This window comes from Larkinella sp. C7 (assembly GCF_006149005.1).
Taxonomy (GTDB): Bacteria; Bacteroidota; Bacteroidia; order Cytophagales; family Spirosomataceae; genus Larkinella.
The window spans coordinates 84020-104296 of sequence record NZ_VBSL01000011.1; the positions used below are offsets into that span (position 1 = coordinate 84020).

18 protein-coding genes are annotated in these 20277 nt (G+C 51.5%); 10 read left to right on the top strand and 8 right to left on the bottom strand.

What is annotated here, in order from left to right:
* Nucleotides 1–29: 29 nt before the first annotated feature.
* Nucleotides 30–1745, bottom strand: coding sequence for a hypothetical protein (locus FH871_RS23260; protein WP_138993830.1), 1716 nt, complete (start codon nucleotides 1743–1745; stop codon nucleotides 30–32).
* Nucleotides 1746–3116 carry a Gfo/Idh/MocA family protein gene (locus tag FH871_RS23265; RefSeq protein ID WP_138993831.1) on the bottom strand — a complete coding sequence of 457 codons (1371 nt, stop codon included), beginning with the start codon at nucleotides 3114–3116 and terminating at the stop codon, nucleotides 1746–1748. It abuts the gene before it with no gap.
* Nucleotides 3117–3317: 201 nt separating this feature from the next.
* Between FH871_RS23265 and FH871_RS23270 the strand changes: the two genes are divergently transcribed.
* On the top strand, nucleotides 3318–5192 hold the full coding sequence (locus FH871_RS23270) for a heparinase II/III family protein (RefSeq protein WP_138993832.1): 1875 nt from the start codon (nucleotides 3318–3320) through the stop codon (nucleotides 5190–5192).
* Between the two features lie 85 nt (nucleotides 5193–5277).
* Here FH871_RS23270 and FH871_RS23275 read toward each other — a convergent pair whose 3' ends face one another.
* From FH871_RS23275 to pheS, 3 genes are all read right to left on the bottom strand, one after another.
* Complete coding sequence (locus FH871_RS23275; RefSeq protein WP_138993833.1) at nucleotides 5278–6195, bottom strand: tryptophan-rich sensory protein; 918 nt, start codon at nucleotides 6193–6195, stop codon at nucleotides 5278–5280.
* 110 nt (nucleotides 6196–6305) lie between these two features.
* Nucleotides 6306–7583, bottom strand: a complete 1278-nt coding sequence (locus FH871_RS23280; protein WP_138993834.1) for a DUF937 domain-containing protein — start codon at nucleotides 7581–7583, stop codon at nucleotides 6306–6308.
* Nucleotides 7584–7852: 269 nt separating this feature from the next.
* Nucleotides 7853–8905 (bottom strand): phenylalanine--tRNA ligase subunit alpha, encoded by a 1053-nt coding sequence (gene pheS / locus FH871_RS23285; RefSeq protein ID WP_138993835.1) that lies wholly within the window; start codon nucleotides 8903–8905, stop codon nucleotides 7853–7855.
* Nucleotides 8906–9121: 216 nt separating this feature from the next.
* On the opposite strand from pheS, the gene FH871_RS23290 reads away from it, so the two are divergent.
* Both FH871_RS23290 and FH871_RS23295 read left to right on the top strand, forming a co-directional pair.
* On the top strand, nucleotides 9122–9553 hold the full coding sequence (locus FH871_RS23290; protein ID WP_138993836.1) for a LytTR family DNA-binding domain-containing protein: 432 nt from the start codon (nucleotides 9122–9124) through the stop codon (nucleotides 9551–9553).
* Between the two features lie 255 nt (nucleotides 9554–9808).
* Entirely contained in the window at nucleotides 9809–10222 is a 414-nt protein-coding gene (locus FH871_RS23295) for a LytTR family DNA-binding domain-containing protein (RefSeq protein WP_170315687.1), read from the top strand.
* Nucleotides 10223–10470: 248 nt separating this feature from the next.
* On the opposite strand, the gene FH871_RS23300 is transcribed toward FH871_RS23295, so the two are convergent.
* Nucleotides 10471–11163 (bottom strand): porin family protein, encoded by a 693-nt coding sequence (locus FH871_RS23300; RefSeq protein ID WP_138993837.1) that lies wholly within the window; start codon nucleotides 11161–11163, stop codon nucleotides 10471–10473.
* Between the two features lie 197 nt (nucleotides 11164–11360).
* On the opposite strand from FH871_RS23300, the gene radA reads away from it, so the two are divergent.
* The 3 genes from radA (at nucleotide 11361) to FH871_RS23315 (ending at nucleotide 14703) form a co-directional block, all read left to right on the top strand.
* Nucleotides 11361–12734 carry a DNA repair protein RadA gene (gene radA / locus FH871_RS23305; RefSeq protein ID WP_138993838.1) on the top strand — a complete coding sequence of 458 codons (1374 nt, stop codon included), beginning with the start codon at nucleotides 11361–11363 and terminating at the stop codon, nucleotides 12732–12734.
* A gap of 5 nt (nucleotides 12735–12739) precedes the next feature.
* Nucleotides 12740–13690 carry a tryptophan 2,3-dioxygenase family protein gene (locus tag FH871_RS23310; RefSeq protein ID WP_229317517.1) on the top strand — a complete coding sequence of 317 codons (951 nt, stop codon included), beginning with the start codon at nucleotides 12740–12742 and terminating at the stop codon, nucleotides 13688–13690.
* A 164-nt stretch (nucleotides 13691–13854) separates the two neighbouring features.
* Nucleotides 13855–14703 (top strand): sugar phosphate isomerase/epimerase, encoded by an 849-nt coding sequence (locus tag FH871_RS23315; protein ID WP_138993839.1) that lies wholly within the window; start codon nucleotides 13855–13857, stop codon nucleotides 14701–14703.
* A gap of 60 nt (nucleotides 14704–14763) precedes the next feature.
* On the opposite strand, the gene FH871_RS23320 is transcribed toward FH871_RS23315, so the two are convergent.
* Nucleotides 14764–15150, bottom strand: a complete 387-nt coding sequence (locus tag FH871_RS23320) for a T9SS type A sorting domain-containing protein (RefSeq protein WP_138993840.1) — start codon at nucleotides 15148–15150, stop codon at nucleotides 14764–14766.
* A gap of 345 nt (nucleotides 15151–15495) precedes the next feature.
* On the opposite strand from FH871_RS23320, the gene pgeF reads away from it, so the two are divergent.
* Nucleotides 15496–16233: a peptidoglycan editing factor PgeF gene (gene pgeF, locus FH871_RS23325; RefSeq protein WP_229317519.1), complete on the top strand. Its 738-nt coding sequence runs from the start codon at nucleotides 15496–15498 to the stop codon at nucleotides 16231–16233.
* Nucleotides 16234–16313: 80 nt separating this feature from the next.
* The gene (locus FH871_RS23330; protein ID WP_114406033.1) at nucleotides 16314–16571 is read left to right on the top strand and encodes a GlsB/YeaQ/YmgE family stress response membrane protein; all 258 of its coding nucleotides are present in this window, start codon (nucleotides 16314–16316) and stop codon (nucleotides 16569–16571) included.
* A 43-nt stretch (nucleotides 16572–16614) separates the two neighbouring features.
* Here the strand turns inward: FH871_RS23330 and FH871_RS23335 are convergent, their stop codons facing one another.
* Entirely contained in the window at nucleotides 16615–17433 is an 819-nt protein-coding gene (locus FH871_RS23335; protein ID WP_306439249.1) for a biotin--[acetyl-CoA-carboxylase] ligase, read from the bottom strand.
* 58 nt (nucleotides 17434–17491) lie between these two features.
* Here FH871_RS23335 and rsfS point away from each other — a divergent pair, with 58 nt between their 5' ends.
* Both rsfS and ftsH read left to right on the top strand, forming a co-directional pair.
* Nucleotides 17492–17875, top strand: coding sequence for a ribosome silencing factor (rsfS, locus tag FH871_RS23340; RefSeq protein WP_138993843.1), 384 nt, complete (start codon nucleotides 17492–17494; stop codon nucleotides 17873–17875).
* 167 nt (nucleotides 17876–18042) lie between these two features.
* The gene (gene ftsH, locus FH871_RS23345; protein WP_138993844.1) at nucleotides 18043–20073 is read left to right on the top strand and encodes an ATP-dependent zinc metalloprotease FtsH; all 2031 of its coding nucleotides are present in this window, start codon (nucleotides 18043–18045) and stop codon (nucleotides 20071–20073) included.
* The last annotated feature ends 204 nt before the right edge of the window (nucleotides 20074–20277 follow it).

A 20277-nucleotide genomic window follows, 5' to 3' on the forward strand; every position in this document is an offset into this window, starting at 1 on the left:
CAAATCGTTCGATTTGGGGGCCGTCTGCTTTACGACAGTTTGATGGTATGCTGAAACGGCGTAAAACCGGTCAGATAAACCGTGGGAGCATCCATCGGCGGCAGAGCGCCACGCAGTACAACGCCTTTGTGCAAGGCCTTGCCCGGCCCAAACGTAATCGTATCACTCTGAACCGTATACGAACCCGAATCGGCCGACAGAAGATGCGCATTCGATCGGGTTGGGTGCTTGGTAACACCAGACAAGGTGCCACCCGCCCGAAAGATCAACTCGACCGAAACCGGGACGTTTTCGGTTCCGGTAATCTCAATAGCAGCTTCCATCCCATTGCCGGTTTCCCGAATGGTCACTTTCGCTTCATAGTGCTGAACTTCGGTTTTCCTGCGGCTGGCTTGCGGCATTTTCACCCAATCGCCAGCCGGATCAATATTTTCCCTGGCAATCGGTTGATAATACGGGCCGTCCAACGACTGGCTCAACACCCAGCTATCGCCCTGCTTCTCAATTTTTTCCGATTGAAACTGCCCTTTCCCAAAAAACGAAGCCGATACCCGAAGGCCCTGCAAAATGGCTTCCCCTTTCGAAAAGGTCAGAAAAACCGGGCTGGTTTTTAAAATGGTAGCATCCCAATTCCCGCGACGAACCCGTACCAAACCCGAATGGGGAAAGGCTTTCACGTAGTTGGTCGGCAAGGGTTTGCTGGCGGGAAGCTCGTTCCAGAAAGCCGGATCTTCCAGGTAATAATCCAGAAAATAAACGCCTTTCAGCAGTACGGTTTTCTCAATTTGCCGACACAGGGCCGCCAGTTCGCCGTTTTTGTCCCGCAACGCCATAAACCGGGCCGGGTAATAATAGCCTTCCAGCGTACCGACGAGTGCTTTGTCCTGTCGACCCGACGCTTCGGAAACCACTTCGCCGTTCGGGTGAATGTAGTAAAGCGTCATCGTCAGGTTTCTCCGCACATACGCCAGCAGTTCCGGTTTGTTCATCCCTTTGGCAATCGTGATCAGCAAACGGTCGGTCAGGGGCGAATAAATCAGCGTACTTCGCTCATTGAACTGCCCATCCTCATCCATGTCGATGTGTTCGCCCAGCCATTGCTCGATGCGGTTTACGTAGCGGGCATCGGGCCAGAGCGTGTTCAGTTTGGTCAAAGCGGCCGACACCACCCAGCGGTGATTCGGCGTGTGAATGCCGCCCACCGTCAGGGCTTCACCCGCTTTTTGCAGGAAGGTTTTCAGATTGGGCAAAACCGTCTCCAGCCCCGGCGTCCCGGACCGGTTCAACAGGGTATACGCCGTGGTAAGCCGTTTGACGATAAAACCGGTATCGGGTGTGGAATGAAAGTTGGTCGCGGGCAGGTCGATGGTCCCATCCGAATGCTGGATCTTCAGCAGATACTGCACGGCCTGACCGGTTTCGGCCAGGAGTTCTTTCGACCGGTAAAACGTCGATTCCGGACAGGAAATGGCACAGGCATTCCGCCGGACAAAGTCGGCGGTAGACTGTGGATTCGGAATGTCCTCCCCATCTTTGACGCCCCCAAAAGCCGGATTGGCTGATTCCTTGACGCGATAGGCCCGGATCTGGCCGATTTGCTGGTCGTTGGCTTTAATGACCTCAAGCAGCCACGACGGTTTGGTGTCGGGCGCAGCAGCATAGGGACGGGCCAACGTGGCCGTCGTCAAAGTGGGCAGACTGCAAACCGAAGCCGTTCCTATGCGTACGAATGTTCGTCGATCCATCTATACTTTTTTAGGATCGGGGTGAATCCACGGTTTGCGGTACGGACGCGTCAGCAGCCCCGTCGCTTCACGGTCGCCGACCACCTCCCGTTTCACCGGATCGTAGACGATCGGGCGACCGGTTTGCATGGAAATGTTGGCCAGAATACAACTTGCGGTCGAAATGTGCCCCTCTTCGATGTCGGCAACCGGACGTCCGCTTTTTTCGATGGCGGCCAGAAAGTCGATCATGTGCAGCCGGGTGGCCGGGGCGGCATTCAACTCGATGCGTTCTTCCGTCAGATCTTCAGGATATTTCTCTTTTTCGTAGATAACGTCCTTGTGGATTTTTTGTCCGCCCTTTTCCTGCGGGATAAAATCGTACTGCATGGTGCTGGCCCACAAGGTACCTTTTTCGCCATAGAGCGTAAATGACCACGGATAATCGGGGTTGGTGGCCGTCCCCCAGCTCCGCTGCGACCAGACGCAGTTCAGTTCGGGATATTCGAAAACCGCCGATTGGGTGTCGGGAATATTGGATTTTCCTTCTTTCTGCACAAAAATGCCACCTTGCGAACTGATGCGGGTTGGCCAGCCGAGTTTCAGCATCCAGCGAACGGTGTCGAACATGTGGATGCACATATCGCCCATGATGCCGTTGCCGTATTCTTTGAAGGTCCGCCACCACCGGATGTGGGGCAGCCCGTCGTAGGGGCGCAGGGGAGCTGGTCCCGTCCACATTTCGTAATCCAGAAAATCAGGAACCGCCGTCACCGGTGGATTGCCGTTGGCCCGCATGTGCAGGTGGCAGGTCATTTCAACGTGCGATATTTTACCGAGCAAACCGGCATCGACAATGTTCTTTTTGGCTTCGATGAGGTGCGGAGTGCTTTTGCGCTGCGTTCCGACCTGCACTACTTTTTTGTATTTCCGGGCGGCTGCCACCATGGCTTCACCTTCCATAACATCGACGCTGATCGGTTTTTGCACGTAGACGTGTGCACCGGCTTTGACGGCATCGATCATTTGTAGCGAGTGCCAATGATCCGGCGTTCCGACCAGAACAATATCCAGTTCGTTTTCTGCCAGTAATTTCCGGTAATCACCGTATAGTTTGGGCGTTTTGCCGGATTTCTGCCGCTGGCTAACCAGTTTTCCTGCGGCTGCCAGTTGGTTTTTGTCGACATCGCAAAGCGCAATGACCTCCACGGGAGCCACCTGAATCAACCGGAACAGGTCACTTTTACCATACCAGCCGGTTCCGATCAGGGCAACACGCCAGGTTTTTCCCTGATGGAGTACATCCATCCCGTAGGCACCCAGCGTAGAAAGAGCGAGCGACGCCGTGGCGCCCTGTAGAAAACGACGTCGATTGATGTTAAAAAGATCCATTTACTTGAAGGTTTCGGACGGTTATCGCCGGGGTTGTTAGATTCGGTGAATATGTACTTTTTACACAAAGTTTAAAACTCTGGAAAGCTACTAAATTATATTAGAAAAAGTAATTTTTGATTGGGTGGCATCCGGATGGGTAAACTCGCCCTTACCTGACGCTTATTGGATTGCAAACGAAATCTAATTCGAATTCCGCTCATGAAAACCGCCTTCCTTGCTATCTTGCTGCTGATCTCCACCTCAGCAATGGCTCAAACCGACCACATTGGGACGCAGGCTTCCCTGCCCAATCACCCGCGGATTCTGATGCTGAAAGGCGAAGAAGAGCCGATCAAACAAACCATCGGTTCCGACAAAACCTGGGAGAAAATGCACCATGTCATCCTGGCCGAATGCGACGCGTTGCTGAATGAAGCCCCCATCGAACGGATTCAGATCGGCCGGCGGTTGCTCGGTAAATCGCGGGAAGGGCTGCGCCGGATTTTTTACCTGTCCTACGCCTGGCGGATGACCCAGCAGGAAAATTACCTGCGACGGGCCGAAAAAGAATTGCTCGCCATTTCGGCCTTCAGCGACTGGAATCCGTCACACTTTCTGGATGTCGGCGAAATGACGATGGCGGTGGCCATTGGTTACGACTGGCTGTATTACGGTTTGTCGGAACAATCCCGCGCCCGCATCAAGGAGGCCATTTTAAAAAAAGGCATTGAACCGTCCTTAAATCCCAAATACAATAGCTGGCTCAAATCGAGCAACAACTGGAACCAGGTTTGCAACGCCGGCATGGTCTACGGCGCGCTCGCTATTTTTGAAGAACAGCCGGAACTGGCGAAAAGCATCGTCAACCGGGCCGTCGATGCGGTGGTGTTGCCCATGGCCGACTACATTCCGGATGGAGCCTATCCCGAAGGATACAGCTACTGGGGCTACGGAACGAGCTTTAACGTCATGTTGATCAGTGCGTTGGAAAAAGCATTCGGCAAAGATTTCGGGTTGGTGGGCCAGCCCGGTTTTCTAAAGACGGCAGCTTATCTGCAAAACATGACGGGGCCATCCGGGAATGCCTATAATTATTCCGATTCAGGGCTGGGTGGGGGACTGGAACCGGCGATGTTCTGGTTTGCCAACCGCCTGAAAGACCCTTCGCTGCTGTGGGTCGAACGAAATAACCTGATGAATGAAGATCCGAAAAAGCTGGTCAGAGACCGTTTGTTACCCGCCACCATGCTCTGGAGTGGCGGTATTGGAATTGCTTCCATGGCCGAGCCCAAAGAACTGATGTGGAGCGGAAACGGGAAAAACCCGGTGGCCATGATGCGGACGTCGTGGAGCGACCCCGCAGCGATCTATGTCGGTGTCAAAGGCGGCAGCCCCTCCAACAGCCACGCGCACATGGATGTAGGATCGTTCATTATGGAAGCCGACGGGGTGCGCTGGGCCATGGATTTCGGGATGCAGGATTACGAATCGCTGGAATCGAAAGGCGTGGATTTATGGAACCGCGCCCAGGACTCGCAACGCTGGCAGGTGTTCCGCTACAACAACTTCGTACACAATACGCTGACGGTCAACAACGAGCTGCAACGTGTTTTTGAGAAAGCCCCCATCACCTCGCTCTCCAAAACGCCCTTGTTCATGAATGCGGTGATGGATTTGAAAGACCTCTACAAAGGCGGTCTGTCCAAAGCCACGCGGGGAGTTGCGCTGGTCAATAAAGCCTACGTCGTAGTTCGGGATGAACTCGAAACCCCGGCGGCCGAAGCAACCGTCCGCTGGACGATGCTGACCCCGGCCGACGTCAAACTGCTCGGAAAGAACAAGGCCGAACTGACCAAAGACGGAAAAAAACTGATTCTGGAGGTGCGCGAACCCGCGAAAGTGGTGTTAAAAACCTGGTCGACCGAGCCGACCCACGATTACGACGCGGCCAACCCCGGCACCATTCGGGTCGGTTTCGAAGTCCAGGTACCCGCCAGTTCAAAAACCGCCCTGACGGTTTTACTCGTCCCCGAAAAAGCTGTCAAATCCGCTGGTTCAAAGGTTCAGGCCCTGGAGAAGTGGCCGAAAGAATAGTTTACGGTATTCGGTTTACGGTTTACGGTGGCTGACGCGCGCTTCATGCGTCAGCCACCGTAAACCGTAAACCGAATACCGTATACTAAATTGACGTATACGAATACGATTCGGCTTCTTCGTTCGGATCTTCGTCATCCAGCCACAGTTCTTCCGACTCCAGTGTAACGTCGATGTCTTCCATTCTGCGTTGCAGGGGTTCGAACTTTCCGCGCGGCAACCACTTCACCAGAACACCCGTGAGAACCATTGAAAACGCTGCGGCTGACAGCGCAATGGCGTTATTTTTTCCGTATTGCTTCGTGGCAATACCGGCTAAACCCGCGACGAAAGGCAGCAGATACCAGGGATCATTGAGCCACCGGGCCGCGGTATACGCCACACCGGTAGTGGCTCCCAGTACACCAATAAATACGGGCGTATCTCGATCAGGGTTCGGTTTCCAGATTTTCAGATTTAATAACAGGTTCGGTGTGCCGACGACCGAGGCCGTGGTGAGCCAGCCCGCATACAGGCTAAATGGAATCCGCAGGTATTTCTCCGGGCTTTTGACTTTGGTTTTGCCAATTTCGAGTTGGTGGTGGAGGGCCAGTGCCACCGGCAAACTGGCTTTTGTAACCAGATCGGAGCCAATCATACTTTCCATGCGCGGGTCGGAAAATAACCGCCCAAAAACCGCATTCAGCCCATAGCTGATGGCCAGCCAGGGAGCCGCATTCCGATACCGGCGGTTGTGTAACTGGGAAGGAAAAGCCTGATGAACAGCATAGGCTGCCGTTCCAGCGTAGATGGTCGACCAGACGACGCCAAACGTCCAGCCATCGGGAATGATCGGGTTGGCATCGAAAACCTGACGGTATTCGGGCAAAACCGCATCGGGTTCCTCGTCTTCTTTTCTTTTGGTTGCCGACGTTGCCGGTCGGTTGGCGGTTGCCGTGTAGAGAATACTGCCAACCACCAAAACGGCGGTTCCCAGACGCCACAAAAATGAGTTGTTTTTCATACGATCTGACTGTTAAACGGTAGTACGGCCCATCCCTGACGCTATAGCGTCAGGGATGGGCCTCTTGTTGGCTAACAATCAGAAACGGGAGATGTTGGAAAGTTTTCGGCTTATTTGATAACCACCTTCACATCGATCTGCTTCAGGCGCGGTTTGCCGATGGCGGTGGAGTCGCCTGGTCTGATGCCGGTTCCGAGGCCAATGGCATCGATTCGAATGTAGTTGATGCCCGATTTGATCAGTTGGTTCTTGATGTTCAACACCCGTGTTACGGACAGGGCTTTGTTGCCCATCGGCGGAATGGCGTCGTTGGCATACCCCACCAACCGGATTTGCACAACCGGGTTGTTTTTCAACAAGGTCGACAATTCGCCAACGGTTGCGATTCCGGCGGGTTTTAGCTGATCGGTCCCCGGTTCGAAATCCAGGGTCGGCACTCTAAAGCTCCGCCCCGCCGGTGCCTGTGGATTGGTCAGGTAAGCCGCCATGGCGGTCATAATCGGGCTGGTGGCGGTTCCGGAAACGGGCAGGGTCGTCGAATCGGTTCGGGCGGTAAGGGCCGGACGGATTTTGGCGGAGTCAACCGGTGCAATGGCGGCTGAATCAACAAATTCGGTGGAGGTTGCTTCTTCCTCATTGGCCGATGAATACGACTGGGTATTGTTCCAGATGTAATATGCGGCACCGGCCAGCGCCAGCAGTGCCAAGGCCCCGACACCCCATTTCACGAGCGAGCCGTTGCCTTCCTCCTCAGGTTCGGGCGTAAACCGCTGACGCTCCTGAACGGGAGAACGGTCGGCCAGACCGGTTCGTTTGGCCGGCGTTACGCCCACCGCCAGCAGTTGCTGGATATTCAATCCTTCGGCAATCCGGTCAAGCAGCCGTTCGGGTGTCAGTTCAATCAGATGATCGCGTTGATCGGCGAGCAGGGCGGCCAGGCTATCAGCGTCCAGCTTTTTTTCCACCACCAGTTTATTCAGTGTTCCCAACACCAGGGGTGTCACCAGTCCCAGCAGGGTGATAGCCGCCGAATTCTTGATGTTGGCATAGCCGGAGATGGCCAGCCCAATGGCGCTTTTCATCGCGGGCAGCAGGTGGCTGATGCTGTTGCTACCCTGGTCGGCCAGCCGGTTAATTTGCTCGGGATCGCGGAGGAGTTCGGGAAAGGTAGCGACGAGATTGGCGTCGAACTTTCCTTTTTGAATGGCATTATATAATTGATTAACCCCGATTTCGGTCGTTGTCCGTTTCATCAGGCCCGCTACTACGGTATGAAGCAGCCCTTCCAGGGCGACCCGGGTTTTTTCCGGATTTTCATCAACGTAATAGGCCGCCCGGGAAACAACCGAATCAGTCAGGTTTTCTTTCAGTTCGACTAATAAATTCATAAAGACGATATTGCATGGGAACTAACACATCAACACAAAGACCACATCCGCATACACGAGGCTGACGAATACAATATGAAGGATAAAGTTAGACAAAAAAAAGGAGCCAGATGCGGGAAGTGAAAATCCGGGCTGCATTTTAGACAAAAAAAAGAAGTGAGAGGATCGAAGTAAGAGAAAAGAGGTAATAAATAGGAGAAAAGAAATTTGAAGGCAGAAACCGCCAAACCCTTTATTCCTCTTTTCTTTTACAGCACCCTCCCACCCGTTCAGGCACCCTGAAACTGCCGGAGAAACCGGACGTCATTTTCGGTGTACAGCCGCAGGTCGTTCACTCCGTAGCGAAGCTGCGTAATGCGCTCGACACCCATCCCGAACGCATACCCGGTATATTCTTCCGGATCGATGCCACAATTCAGCAGAACGTTCGGATCAACCATTCCGGAACCGGCGATTTCGACCCAGCCGCTGTATTTGCAAATGTTACAGCCTTTTCCATGGCAGATCTGGCACGAGATGTCGATTTCGGCGCTGGGTTCGGTGAATGGAAAATAGGAAGGCCGGAACCGAATCTTCACGTCTTTGGCAAACATCTCCTTCACAAAATGGTAGAGTGTATCTTTCAGGTCCTTGAACCCGACGTTCTTATCGACGTATAAACCTTCGACCTGGTGAAACATGCAATGCGCCCGCGCCGAAATGGCTTCGTTGCGATACACGCGCCCCGGCATAATGGCACGGATGGGCTGGAAGGTCGTATTGTATTTCTGGTGTTCCATCAGCCGGATCTGCACGTTCGACGTATGCGTCCGCAACAACAGGTCGGCGGGGGCACCACTGCTCTTTTTTTCCACGAAAAACGTATCCTGCATGTCGCGGGCCGGGTGGTTATCCGGAAAGTTCAGGGCACCGAAGTTATACCAGTCGGTTTCGATTTCGGGGCCATCCGCCACACTGAAACCGATCCGGCCAAAAATGCGGATGATTTGCTGACGCACAATCATGAGCGGGTGCTGGGTACCATACTGATTCGGAACCACAGGGAGGCTCAGATCGGCGGGGGCGGTTACGTCGTCTGGCTGGCTGTTTTCCAGCGATGTACTGAACTCTTTGAACCGCTGCTGGGCATAATCTTTCAGCGAATTTAATTCCTGACCAACGGCCCGCCGGTCTTCCTGCGGCACCTGCTTCAGTTTCTCGAACAGATCCGTTACGACGCCTTTCCGCCCGATATACCGAAGACGAAATTGTTCCAACTGATCCTTGGATTGAATTTGAACGAGTTCAATCTCCTGATAAATTTCTTTGACTTTATCCAGCATGCGCTTTGTATTCTATCCGGGTTGTGGCAAAGATAACCATTTTCCGGGCACCGTTAAAAATAGATCTTGACCGTTCATCACATGACACGGTACGGTTGTTGGGCGGTGTATTGACAACAGGCGGATGAGGTACATCATTGAAAATACCGCACAATCAGAGATAACCTGTTCAAAATCAATACAAATCTTTTGTTACACAATCTTACTCGATCCATTATGGAATCCATCCTGAAGGAAAATCTTTTCGACCAAGTGTCCACAAAATTCCCCAAAAGTGTGGAAAAAAAGTCCACCCCCTCAGTCGCCCAAAAACTTCTCATTCCTTTTTACGATCGTAAACGAACAATATCACTCGAAGAAATTGTCCGTCTGGAGGGTTCCGGCAACTACACGAATTTCTTCCTGAAAGATGGTACCCGCATGTTGGTATCGCGGACCTTAAAAGAGTACGAAGACCTCCTGGATGGCGAAGCGTTTGTAAGGGTTCATAAATCCTGTATTGTCAACCTCTGTTATGTTCGCCGTTTCTACGTTAAAAAAGAAGGCGAACTGGAATTGAATGACGGACAACAGGTAAAAATTTCCCGGCGCCGGGCCCAGAACTTCATGGACCGAATTCGCAATTTTTCACCGAGTATTGTACGGTAATTCAGACCGCTAAATTCCCGCAGGTTATGTGTAGTATACGCAAACCGTCACTACGTAGAAATACGTAATCGGTCAAGGGGATATACGGAATGTAACCGCCCATTCTACAAGATAAAGGCTTGACATTTAACCACTTACCTACTCAGGCAAGTCGCTAAATGTCAAGCCTTCCTTTTTAGTGAACGGCAATTTGAGCTAGTTTTGTCATGTCAGTAACAACAAAAAACATAAACAAAACTCTAATCGTCAATCGCTATGGAATCGCTCGCATATCCCTCCTCTACGACACTGCAACCGTTGTTTCCCCGGATGTATCAGCGTAACGCTACTCGCATTGCGCTGCCTTACCTGAATCGCAACATCATGATCTCGGTGGATGACATTGTTAGTCTGCACGGAGAAGGTAATTATACGTTCATCACGACGCGCGACAAAAAGCGGTATCTGGTTTCCAAGACCCTGAAAGCATTCGAACATATGCTCGATCAGTCGATGTTTCTGCGGATTCATAAATCGACCATCATCAACCTGGCCTACGTTCAGTTCAGCGTTTTCGCCACCGAGCGCATCGTTCGGTTGACCGACGGCCAGGAAGTAGCCATCTCCCGGCGCCGGATGAAGGAAATCAGCCAGCGGTTGAATGGTTTCATGCAATCGTTATTCAACTGATTGCTTTCCATACAGATAATACTATTACGGTTTATTTTGGGTTAGTTGAGCAGAACAGCCGTTGTCGGCTCCTTCGGGACGGGACAACGGCATGTTTTTTTTACCCCCTTCCGGTTTTTTGTCTCCCGAAATGATCCTCATCATCGAGCGAGACCGGACACTTTTTGAAGCCAATCAGTCAATAAAAAAGCGCAGCGGTTCTTTCAATAAGACCACTACGCCATAAAATAATCTGATTGGCCTGAATTTTAGAAGAGCCGCATCGCCAGGGTAACCTGCCACGATTTCAGCCGCTGGCTGAATTGAGCCGAATTGGCATCGCCCCCCAGATTCACGGAGGCTACATCGGAGAGGCTTCCCTCCCGCCGGACGTCGATCCCAAACCGTCCCAAATCCAGGCCAAGTCCAAGCTGATAACCGTACGTCGCTTTGGCCAGCGCATTGTTCAGACTGCCCGACGTATAATCCTCCAGGGCGTCACGCAATTTCTGATCATCGCTGATGCGGAACGATACGATCGGCCCCGCCACGACCCGGATCGGACCACCTTTTAAACCCAGTAAAATCGGCACGTCAAAATTGGTCGTTTGGATCGAAACCGTCTCCGTGGTTGGCTGGCCGTTGATGTCGCGCACAATGTCGAATGAGCCGCCTTTTGACGAAACCATCAGTTCGGGCTGGATGTAAATGTTTTTTCCAAACCGGGTGTAGATTCCGTAAGCCCAGCCGGTTCTGCTGTTGAAACTTTCTTTCAAATTATCGCGAATGACCTGACCGCTGACATTCACCTGGGGAGTGCCGTTGGCATTCAGGCGCGTGGTCACAAAGTCGCCCATGGTGAACTGGGACAGGTTTACCCCGCCCTTGATACCAATACTGAATTGGGCAAACGTCAGGGAAGGCAGGATCATAACCAGTCCCAAAAACAGGATTTTTTTCATTTGAAAAGATGTTTGAGTGAATAACGAGAACGATGGCAAATGTGCTATGCCAAACCAGTTTTTTTTAGTATATTGTTACTGAACGAGCGCATCGCGTTCTTTGCAGAAGCGAATTTCAATCAGGACACGCAACGGACCTTTTCCCCCTATTCTGTCACAGCACCCTGCTTAGAAGTGCAATTGTAACCAAAGGTTTAATGGCAAAAACAAAAACAACATTTTTCTGTCAGAATTGTGGCACCCAGGCACCCAAATGGCTGGGCCGCTGTCCGGCGTGTGGCGAGTGGAACACCTTTGTGGAAGAGGTGATTACGAAGGAAGAACCCGTGGCCGGTAACTGGCGGCCTTCCACCGCAACCAAAACAACCGCCAAGCCAAAAGCCATCCACGCGATCAATTACGAAGAACAGGAACGGACGTTGACGCCCGATGACGAGCTAAACCGGGTGCTCGGGGGCGGTATTGTTCCGGGATCGCTGGTGCTGATTGGTGGCGAACCGGGCATCGGCAAATCGACCCTGCTTTTACAGATTGCGCTCGGTTTGAACGACACGCGGGTCTTATACGTATCGGGGGAGGAAAGTGAACAGCAGATCAAAATGCGCGCCGAGCGGCTGCCGGTTCCGGTCAGCGACTGCTACATCATGACCGAAACCTCGACGCAGAATATTTTCCGAACCGTCGAACATTTTGAGCCCGAAGTGCTCATCATCGACTCCATCCAGACCATGCACTCGTCGCTGGTCGAGTCGGGAGCAGGCAGTGTTTCGCAGGTCCGCGAGTGCACCGCCGAATTCATGAAATACGCCAAGGAAAGCGGCACACCGGTGTTCCTGGTCGGTCACATCACCAAAGACGGTTCGCTGGCGGGCCCCAAAGTGCTGGAACACATGGTGGATACGGTTTTGACCTTCGAAGGCGACCGTCATACGACCTACCGCCTTCTGCGGACGACCAAAAACCGCTTTGGCAGTACCTCCGAACTGGGCATCTACGAAATGCAGGGAACGGGTCTGCGGCAGGTGACCAACCCCTCCGAAATTCTGATTTCGCAGCGCGACGAAGCCCTCAGCGGCATTGCCATCGGTTCGATGGTGGAAGGCAACCGCCCGTTACTGATTGAAATTCAGGCCCTGGTGAGCATTGCCAACTACGGAACGCCCCAACGGAGCAGCACCGGTTTCGATAACAAACGTTTGCAGATGTTGCTGGCGGTTCTCGAAAAACGGGGCGGTTTTCGGCTGGGTCAGCAGGACGTCTTCCTGAACGTGGCCGGCGGACTCAAAGTGGAAGATCCGGCGATTGATCTGTCGGTTTGTGCCGCCATCGTTTCGAGTTACGAGGATATTGCCATCCCGTCGTCGGTGGCGTTTGCGGCCGAAGTAGGTCTGGGGGGCGAAGTTCGCGCCGTTCATCGTGTTGAATCCCGGATTTCAGAAGCCGAAAAACTGGGTTTCAAGCAGATCTTCATTTCGAAATACAACATAAAGGGGCTGGATTTTGACAGTTACAAAATCAAAATCAAACCCGTCAGCAAACTGGACGAAGTTTTTCAGGGCGTTTTGATGTAGACTGCATGAACGAGCCGATTCCCTCCGATCTCTCCGACAAACTCCGCCAGCTTGCTGAAAAATACGCGGCCATGGGGCAGGATGTTGCTTCGCACCTGGAAGGTTTGCTTCAGGCCGATTACCTGACGTATTGGGATTACATTCATCTGGAAACCCTGCTGTCGCTTCAAAATCCGCGAACAGCATATCCCGACGAGTTGATTTTCATTACTTACCACCAAAGTACGGAACTGTATTTCAAACTCATCCTGCACGAAATCAGCCAGATTGCCCAACATGCTGCCCTGACCGCCCGGTTTTTCACCGAACGTATGCAGCGCATCAACCGGTATTTTGACATTCTGGAGCATTCCTGGTCAGTGATGGTCGACGGGATGGAAAAGGAGCAGTTTCTGAAATTCCGGATGGCCTTGCTGCCCTCGAGCGGTTTTCAATCGGTGCAGTTTCGGGAAATTGAAATCGTTTCCACGGATTTTGTCAACCTGCTTTCCGGTGATTTTCCGACGGATTTCGACCCCACTCCGTCGCTGGAAAGCCTCTATCCCTTTCTGTACTGGAAACAGGGCGCTACCGAACTGGCCACTCAACAAAAAACCCTGACACTCCGGCAGTTTGAAAGCCACTACGCCGACCGGCTTCTGCGGCTGGCCGACGAATACCGGAGCCGCAATTTGTGGCAGCGGTATCTGACATTGCAAAGTCAGAACGAACCGACAGACGAACTGATTCAGCAACTGCGTGAATACGATCATCGGATCAACGTACGCTGGAAATCCATGCATCTGCGTTCGGCAATGCGGTATTTGCACCAGAACCCCGACGATATTAAAGCCACCGGCGGTACCAACTGGCAGAAGTACCTCCCTCCCCGGCAGCAGAAACGCCTGTTTTATCCCGATCTGTGGAATGAAGCCGAACGACAGGAATGGGGGAAAGTGAGTAAAATAGATGGGTAAGCGGTTTTAATGGTTAGATGGTTAAAAATGGTTGAATGGTTAAACGGTTGGATGGTAAGATTTTTTGACAAACCATTAAAACCATTCAACCATCTTTAACCATTCAACCTGATCTAACCACCGTTTTTTTTTACTTTTGCTCCGATCTACTAAATCCGTATCGAATGAACCGCATGAAACATTGTCTGCTGGTGGCCTGCTTTCTGGCTTTCAGCACCCTCACATCGTTTGCTCAACGCAATCCTGAAGACAAAGCCGGCTGGAAGCTTGGCTCACAGTCGTATTCCTTCCGGCTGTTTACCTTTGCCGAAGCCCTTCGCAAGATCGATAGCTGCGGACTGAAATACGTGGAGGCTTTTCCGGGTCAGACCATCGGGGGCGGCATCGAAGGCAAAATGGATTACAAAATGGATGCGGCTACGCGTCAGGCCGTTAAAAAACTGGTGAAAGACAAAGGATTAACCATTGTTGCCTTTGGTGTGGTCAATGCGCCGACGGAGGCTGATTGGAAAGCGTTGTTCGAATTTGCCAAAGACATGGGTGTTCTGAACATCAATACCGAACCCAAAGTGGAGCAGATGCCGTACATTGGGCGGCTGGCCGATGAGTACAAAATCAATGTGGCCCTCCACAACCACCCCAAACCGTCGCATTACTGGCATCCCGACTCGGTTCTGGCCGTGATTGGCACGAGCAAATACGTGGGTTCCTGCGCCGACATCGGCCACTGGGTACGTTCGGGCCTGGACCCGGTCGACTGTCTGAAAAAATTGCAGGGCCACATTCTGGGTATGCACTTCAAAGACGTGAAGAAAGACACGCCCGACGGCAAATACCACGATGTGATCTGGGGAACCGGCGATTGCAAGGTGGATGCCGTGATTGCGGAACTCAAACGCCAAAAGTTCAAAGGTCCGATCTCCGTTGAATATGAATACCATTGGGAAAACAACGGCCCCGAAATTGCCGAAAGCGTGAAATACTTCCGAAGTGCCTACAGCCAATCGAAATAAACCAAAAAGAGCCCCCATCCTGCGATTGGGGCTCTTTTTTGGTGTGGAAATGCCGGATTATCAGCGCAGAGAAACGGAGCGCTCAGGTTGAACCGGTGTTTTGGTTTGGAGGTTAACTTCTTTCACAATTTTAGAAGTCCCGTCCGTGACGACCACTTTATATTTTCCGTCTTCCAGTTGACTCAGGTCAAACCGGGTGCGGGTGGTCGTTTCGTTCTTGTCCAGTTGCTGGGTAGCCAGCACCGCACCGCTGCCATCCAGCAGTTGTACGTTCAGTGAAGATCCTTTTTCTTTGGCAACCATTACGTTGACCTTGGCATTTTGCGCGGAGGGGTACAAGCCCACCTGGTAGGTGCCGGCCACTTTTTCGTTGTCAGAATTTGCCAATGTTACGGTTGATGCGCTTACGGCCAGCGCGACGAGTACGGAAGAAATGAACGTTTTCATGGTGTGTTTACAGTTGTTCTTATTTGTTGTTTATGTCTGATTGACGATTCAAATATAGCAGCTCCCCTTCACACCGGACGACAGATAGTACGCCAGCGGTTGATGTACACCGACGAACGGTTTGTTTTCTGGATGAATGATCGAACGGCAACCCATAAAAATACAGATAACATTCAGATTATCAGCAAGTTATAAATATAAATAATTTTGAATTATGCCTGTTTGCAAGAATAAATAAGGGTAATTCAGTGGATTGTTTCAAAATTTTCATGACCCAAAAATCGATAGCACAGAATTTGTTATAACCCAGCACGTCGAATGATTGCGTTAGACTCACTTCATCGAATGCCAACGGTATTTCAACCTTTTCAATCGGTGGTTGCCGCCGAAAGCACCCGCCACGGCGGCATCAGCCCTTTTCCCTTTTCCTCTCTCAATGTTGGTTTGAATACCAGCGACTTGCCCGAACACGTGGAGGAAAACCGCCGTCGCTTTTTTTCCAGTCTCGGCATTAGGCCGGAGCAGGTGGCCTCTTCGCACCAGGTTCATGGCGACCGGATTCTGACCGTTCAGCAAGCGGGCCGGTTTGCAGGGTATGATGCGCTGATCACCAATCTGCCCGATCATTTCCTGACGGTTACAGTGGCTGACTGTACACCCATTTTGATTTATGATGCCGGCCAACAGGCCGTGGCGGCTATCCACGCCGGCTGGCGCGGCACGGTGGCCCGAATTGTCGAGAAAACCATTCAGGCCATGAACGACCAGTTTGGATCTCAGCCCGCTGCGTGTTTCGCCTATGTCGGTACCTGCATCGACCAGGATTCATTCGAGGTTGGAAATGAGGTCGCCGAACAATTTGACGAAGCCCATAAGGCATTTGATTCTGAACGTCAGAAGTTTTTGATCGACTTAAAAGCTGCCAATGTGGCTCAACTGATCAACGCCGGTATTCCGGCCAGCCAGGTTGGCGTTTCTCCCTATTCGACGGTCACCCACAACCGGGATTTCTTTTCCTACCGAATCGAAAAGGGCAATACGGGGCGGATGGTTGCGGTGATCGGTTTCCGTCCGGCAGAATAACCGCTGGTTCCGGCGAAGTTTGTAAAACAAACCGACTCAGCCTGAGTTCTATTGCCTACAAACTAAACGTCTTGAACGCCATGGGACTATTGATGACCATTCTGGTTGGAGCCATTGCTGGCTGGCTGGCCGATCTTCTTTTTAAACGCTTCTCGTTCTCTTTATTCACCGAGATTTTGTTGGGCATTGCCGGTGCCTTTGTTGGTGGCTGGATTTTCGGCAACACCTTCGCAACGGGAGCCGGTGGTGTTCTCGACCGCGTTTTGACCGCTTTTGTGGGTGCCGTTATCATCCTGGGCATCGCGGCCCTCATCAAGGGTTCCCGCAAAACCACCTAACCTGCTCCCTTCACTTCGATGTTCGATGTTCGCTATTCGATATTCAATCGCCATCAATCACAAACTCCACCTCCTTAAAAGCAAAACTCCGAAGCTTTTCACCCACCTGTATAGCCAGCCGACCGGTTTCTTCAACGCCGACGATGATTCCCCGGAAATGTTCGCCATCCGCTTTGAAAACGCTTTCTTCCTGATAGCGGAATAATCGCTGAAGGTAATTCGTTTTCAATACATCGCGTTGACCGGCCCGTAAGGCCAGATACCGGCGCTCGAGCGACTCCAGTAAGGCCGGAAATAATTCCGGCAGAACGAAATCCAGGTCGTTTGGTGTTTCATTGCTAAGGGAGGTCGCAGTTGGGGTTTGAAAGCGGGTTTGATTGATGTTTAAGCCAATTCCAACTACCGACCACGCAATTGTATAGCCATACAGCGTATTTTCAATTAATATTCCACCAATTTTACGCTGTAAAACGTAGAGATCGTTGGGCCACTTGATTTTCAATCGGTCACCCACGTAAGTGCTCAGCCAGTCGCTGATTCCCAGTGAAACGGCAATGTTCAGCCAGAACTGTTCTGAAGCTTGCAGAAAGGTGGGCTGCAGAAGAACCGAAAAGGTCAGGTTGTGGTTGGCCTGCGCTTCCCACTGATTCCCGCGCTGCCCTCGTCCGGCGGTTTGGTTACCGGTTATGACGACGGTTCCATCCAAAGCGGTTTCGGATGTAATTAATTCGGCTGCAACATCGTTTGTAGACTGACAAGTTGGCAGATAATTAATTTTTTGTCCAATAAATAGCGTTTTGGGTCGAAACTTGTACAAATTTTTAATACATTTAGTTGGATGAATACCGAAATTATGGTACAAATTCTAGTTATAGTAAACGTACCCGCTGGTTTCGGTCTTTGCAATTTAAACCAGTAGCATGAGAATAAATAAACCGAAGGACTTATCATCCGAAGAATTGTGCAAACTCGTCGTGAAGGGAATGCAGGAAAAGAAGGCTGTTGACATTGTTGTCATGGATCTTCGCGACGTTAAAAATGCCATTTCTGACTACTTCGTCATCTGCTCCGGAACATCCGACACGCAGATCGACGCCATCGCCGATTCCGTTGAAGAAGAAGTATTCAAAGCCAGCAAAATCAATCCCTGGCATGAGGAAGGCAAAATGAATCGGGAATGGATTCTGCTCGACTATGTGGATGTTGTCGTTCATGTTTTCAAAAAAGAACGCCGGGTGTTTTATGACCTCGAGCAACTTTGGGGTGACGCTGAAATCCACCACGTGGAAGAAACCTTTGCCTGATCGATACGGCCTGACCCGGAAACAGGTAACAGAACGAGTGTTTATCCGCTCATACGACCATCTACCCCGGCAACTCCCCGTTTATCGAATCCCAAACCCAGTAGAAACAATCCATTACCAAATGGTGTTTCCTTTTTTGTGTATTTAGCCGTAATTCTGTTGCAAAAATGCCTGATAATAATAGAAATCCACTTTCACCCAGAACTCCCCGTCGGCCAAACTTCCAGGGCTGGATTGTAGCGATCCTGATTGCAGCGATCCTCGGGATAACCTTTTTCAACCGCAGCAGTGCTGTCCGTGAGACGACCATCCGCGGATTTGAAAAGATGGTTAAGAATAAGGAAGTTGACAAGGTAGTCATTGTGAACAATGAGGTTGTAGAAATTACCCTGACCCAACAGGCACTGCAACAAAAATACCGGACGCAATTTCAGGACAAATCGTATTTTAACTCCGAATCCGGCCCGCATTTCAGTTTCCGGGTTTCGTCGGCCGAGTCTTTCAAAAAAGACCTGGATCGCATCCAGGAAGGCATTCCCGATAACGAGAAGATCGACTATAAAATCGAACAGCGAAGCGACTGGAGCGGTTTTCTGCAAACCTGGGGTTTCTTTATCGTCATGATTCTGGCCATGTATTTTCTGCTGGGCCGGATGTCGGGCGGTGCCGGGCCGGGTGGTCAGATTTTCAACATTGGAAAATCAAAAGCCGCTTTGTTCGACGCTGAAAACCGGGTGAAGATCACGTTTAACGACGTGGCGGGTCTGGATGAAGCCAAAGAAGAAATCAAGGAAATTGTCGATTACCTGAAAAATCCTACCAAATTTACCAAACTCGGTGCCAAGATTCCGAAAGGTGCGTTGCTGGTGGGTCCTCCGGGTACAGGTAAAACCCTGCTGGCGAAAGCCGTAGCGGGTGAAGCCGGTGTTCCGTTCTTCTCGCTGTCGGGTTCCGACTTTGTCGAAATGTTTGTCGGTGTCGGAGCAGCCCGGGTTCGTGACTTGTTTAAACAAGCCAAAGAAAAAGCACCCTGTATTATCTTCATTGACGAAATTGACGCCGTTGGCCGGTCACGCGGACGGGGATCTATGCCCGGTGCGAACGACGAACGCGAAAATACGCTGAACTCGCTGCTGGTTGAGATGGACGGTTTTGCGACCGACTCCGGAATCATTATTCTGGCCGCTACCAACCGCCCCGATGTACTGGATTCGGCGCTGCTGCGTCCCGGCCGGTTCGACCGCCAGATCAGCATCGACAAACCGGACATTGTAGGCCGGGAAGCGATTTTCAAAGTCCACTTGAAGCCTATCAAACTGGATACCGACGTCGATCCGCGGGAGCTGGCGGCTCAAACGCCGGGTTTTGCGGGGGCTGATATTGCCAATGTTTGTAACGAAGCGGCTCTGATTGCCGCCCGTCGGAACAAGGAATCGGTCGATATGCAGGATTTTCAGTATGCCATGGACCGCGTCATTGGCGGTTTGGAGAAGAAAAATAAACTCATTGCACCGGAGGAGAAAGAAATTGTTGCCTACCACGAAGCCGGCCACGCTGTTACGGGCTGGTTCCTGGAACACGCCGATCCGCTGGTGAAGGTCACGATTGTACCCCGTGGCGTAGCCGCATTGGGTTATGCGCAGTATCTGCCCCGCGAACAGTATCTATACCGCACGGAACAGCTCATCGATGAGATGTGTATGACGCTCGGTGGGCGGGCTGCGGAAGATAACGTCTTCGGTAAAATTTCGACCGGTGCCCTCAGTGACCTCGAACGGATTACGAAGCTGGCCTACAGCATGGTAACCATGTACGGGATGAATGACAAAATTGGTAACGTTTCGTTCTACGATTCGAAACAGAGCGAATACCAGTTCAACAAACCGTATTCGGAAGCAACGGCTGAAGCCATCGACGATGAAGTTCGCAAGATTATCGATCAGGCCTACATCCGGACCAAAGCCTTGCTGGCTGAAAACCGGGCCGGTCTGGAAGCCGTAGCGAAAGAGCTGCTGGAGAAAGAGATTCTGTTCCAGAAAGACCTCGTCCGGATTCTGGGCAAACGTCCTTTCCAGAAAGAAACGACCTACCAGGCTTACAAGAACAACAGCGAAGTAGTGGAAGAGGAGATTGGTACCGACAGCAAACCGGAACAGACCAAACCGCTGCCGACACCAGATCTGCCAGCTTTGTCGTAACAACGCTAACAGAAGACTCCTTATCATGCAAAAAGCCGACACATGTGTCGGCTTTTTGCATGTCAGTCGGGTTTAGGCAAATAACGATCAAGGACAAATGTAGAATAACACTAAAAACCGATAAAATCGTATTAAAAGTGGAGGCATCACTTTCCTATTTTTGAATACCAAACATCCGTCAAATCACTGCCATGCGCGCGCCGT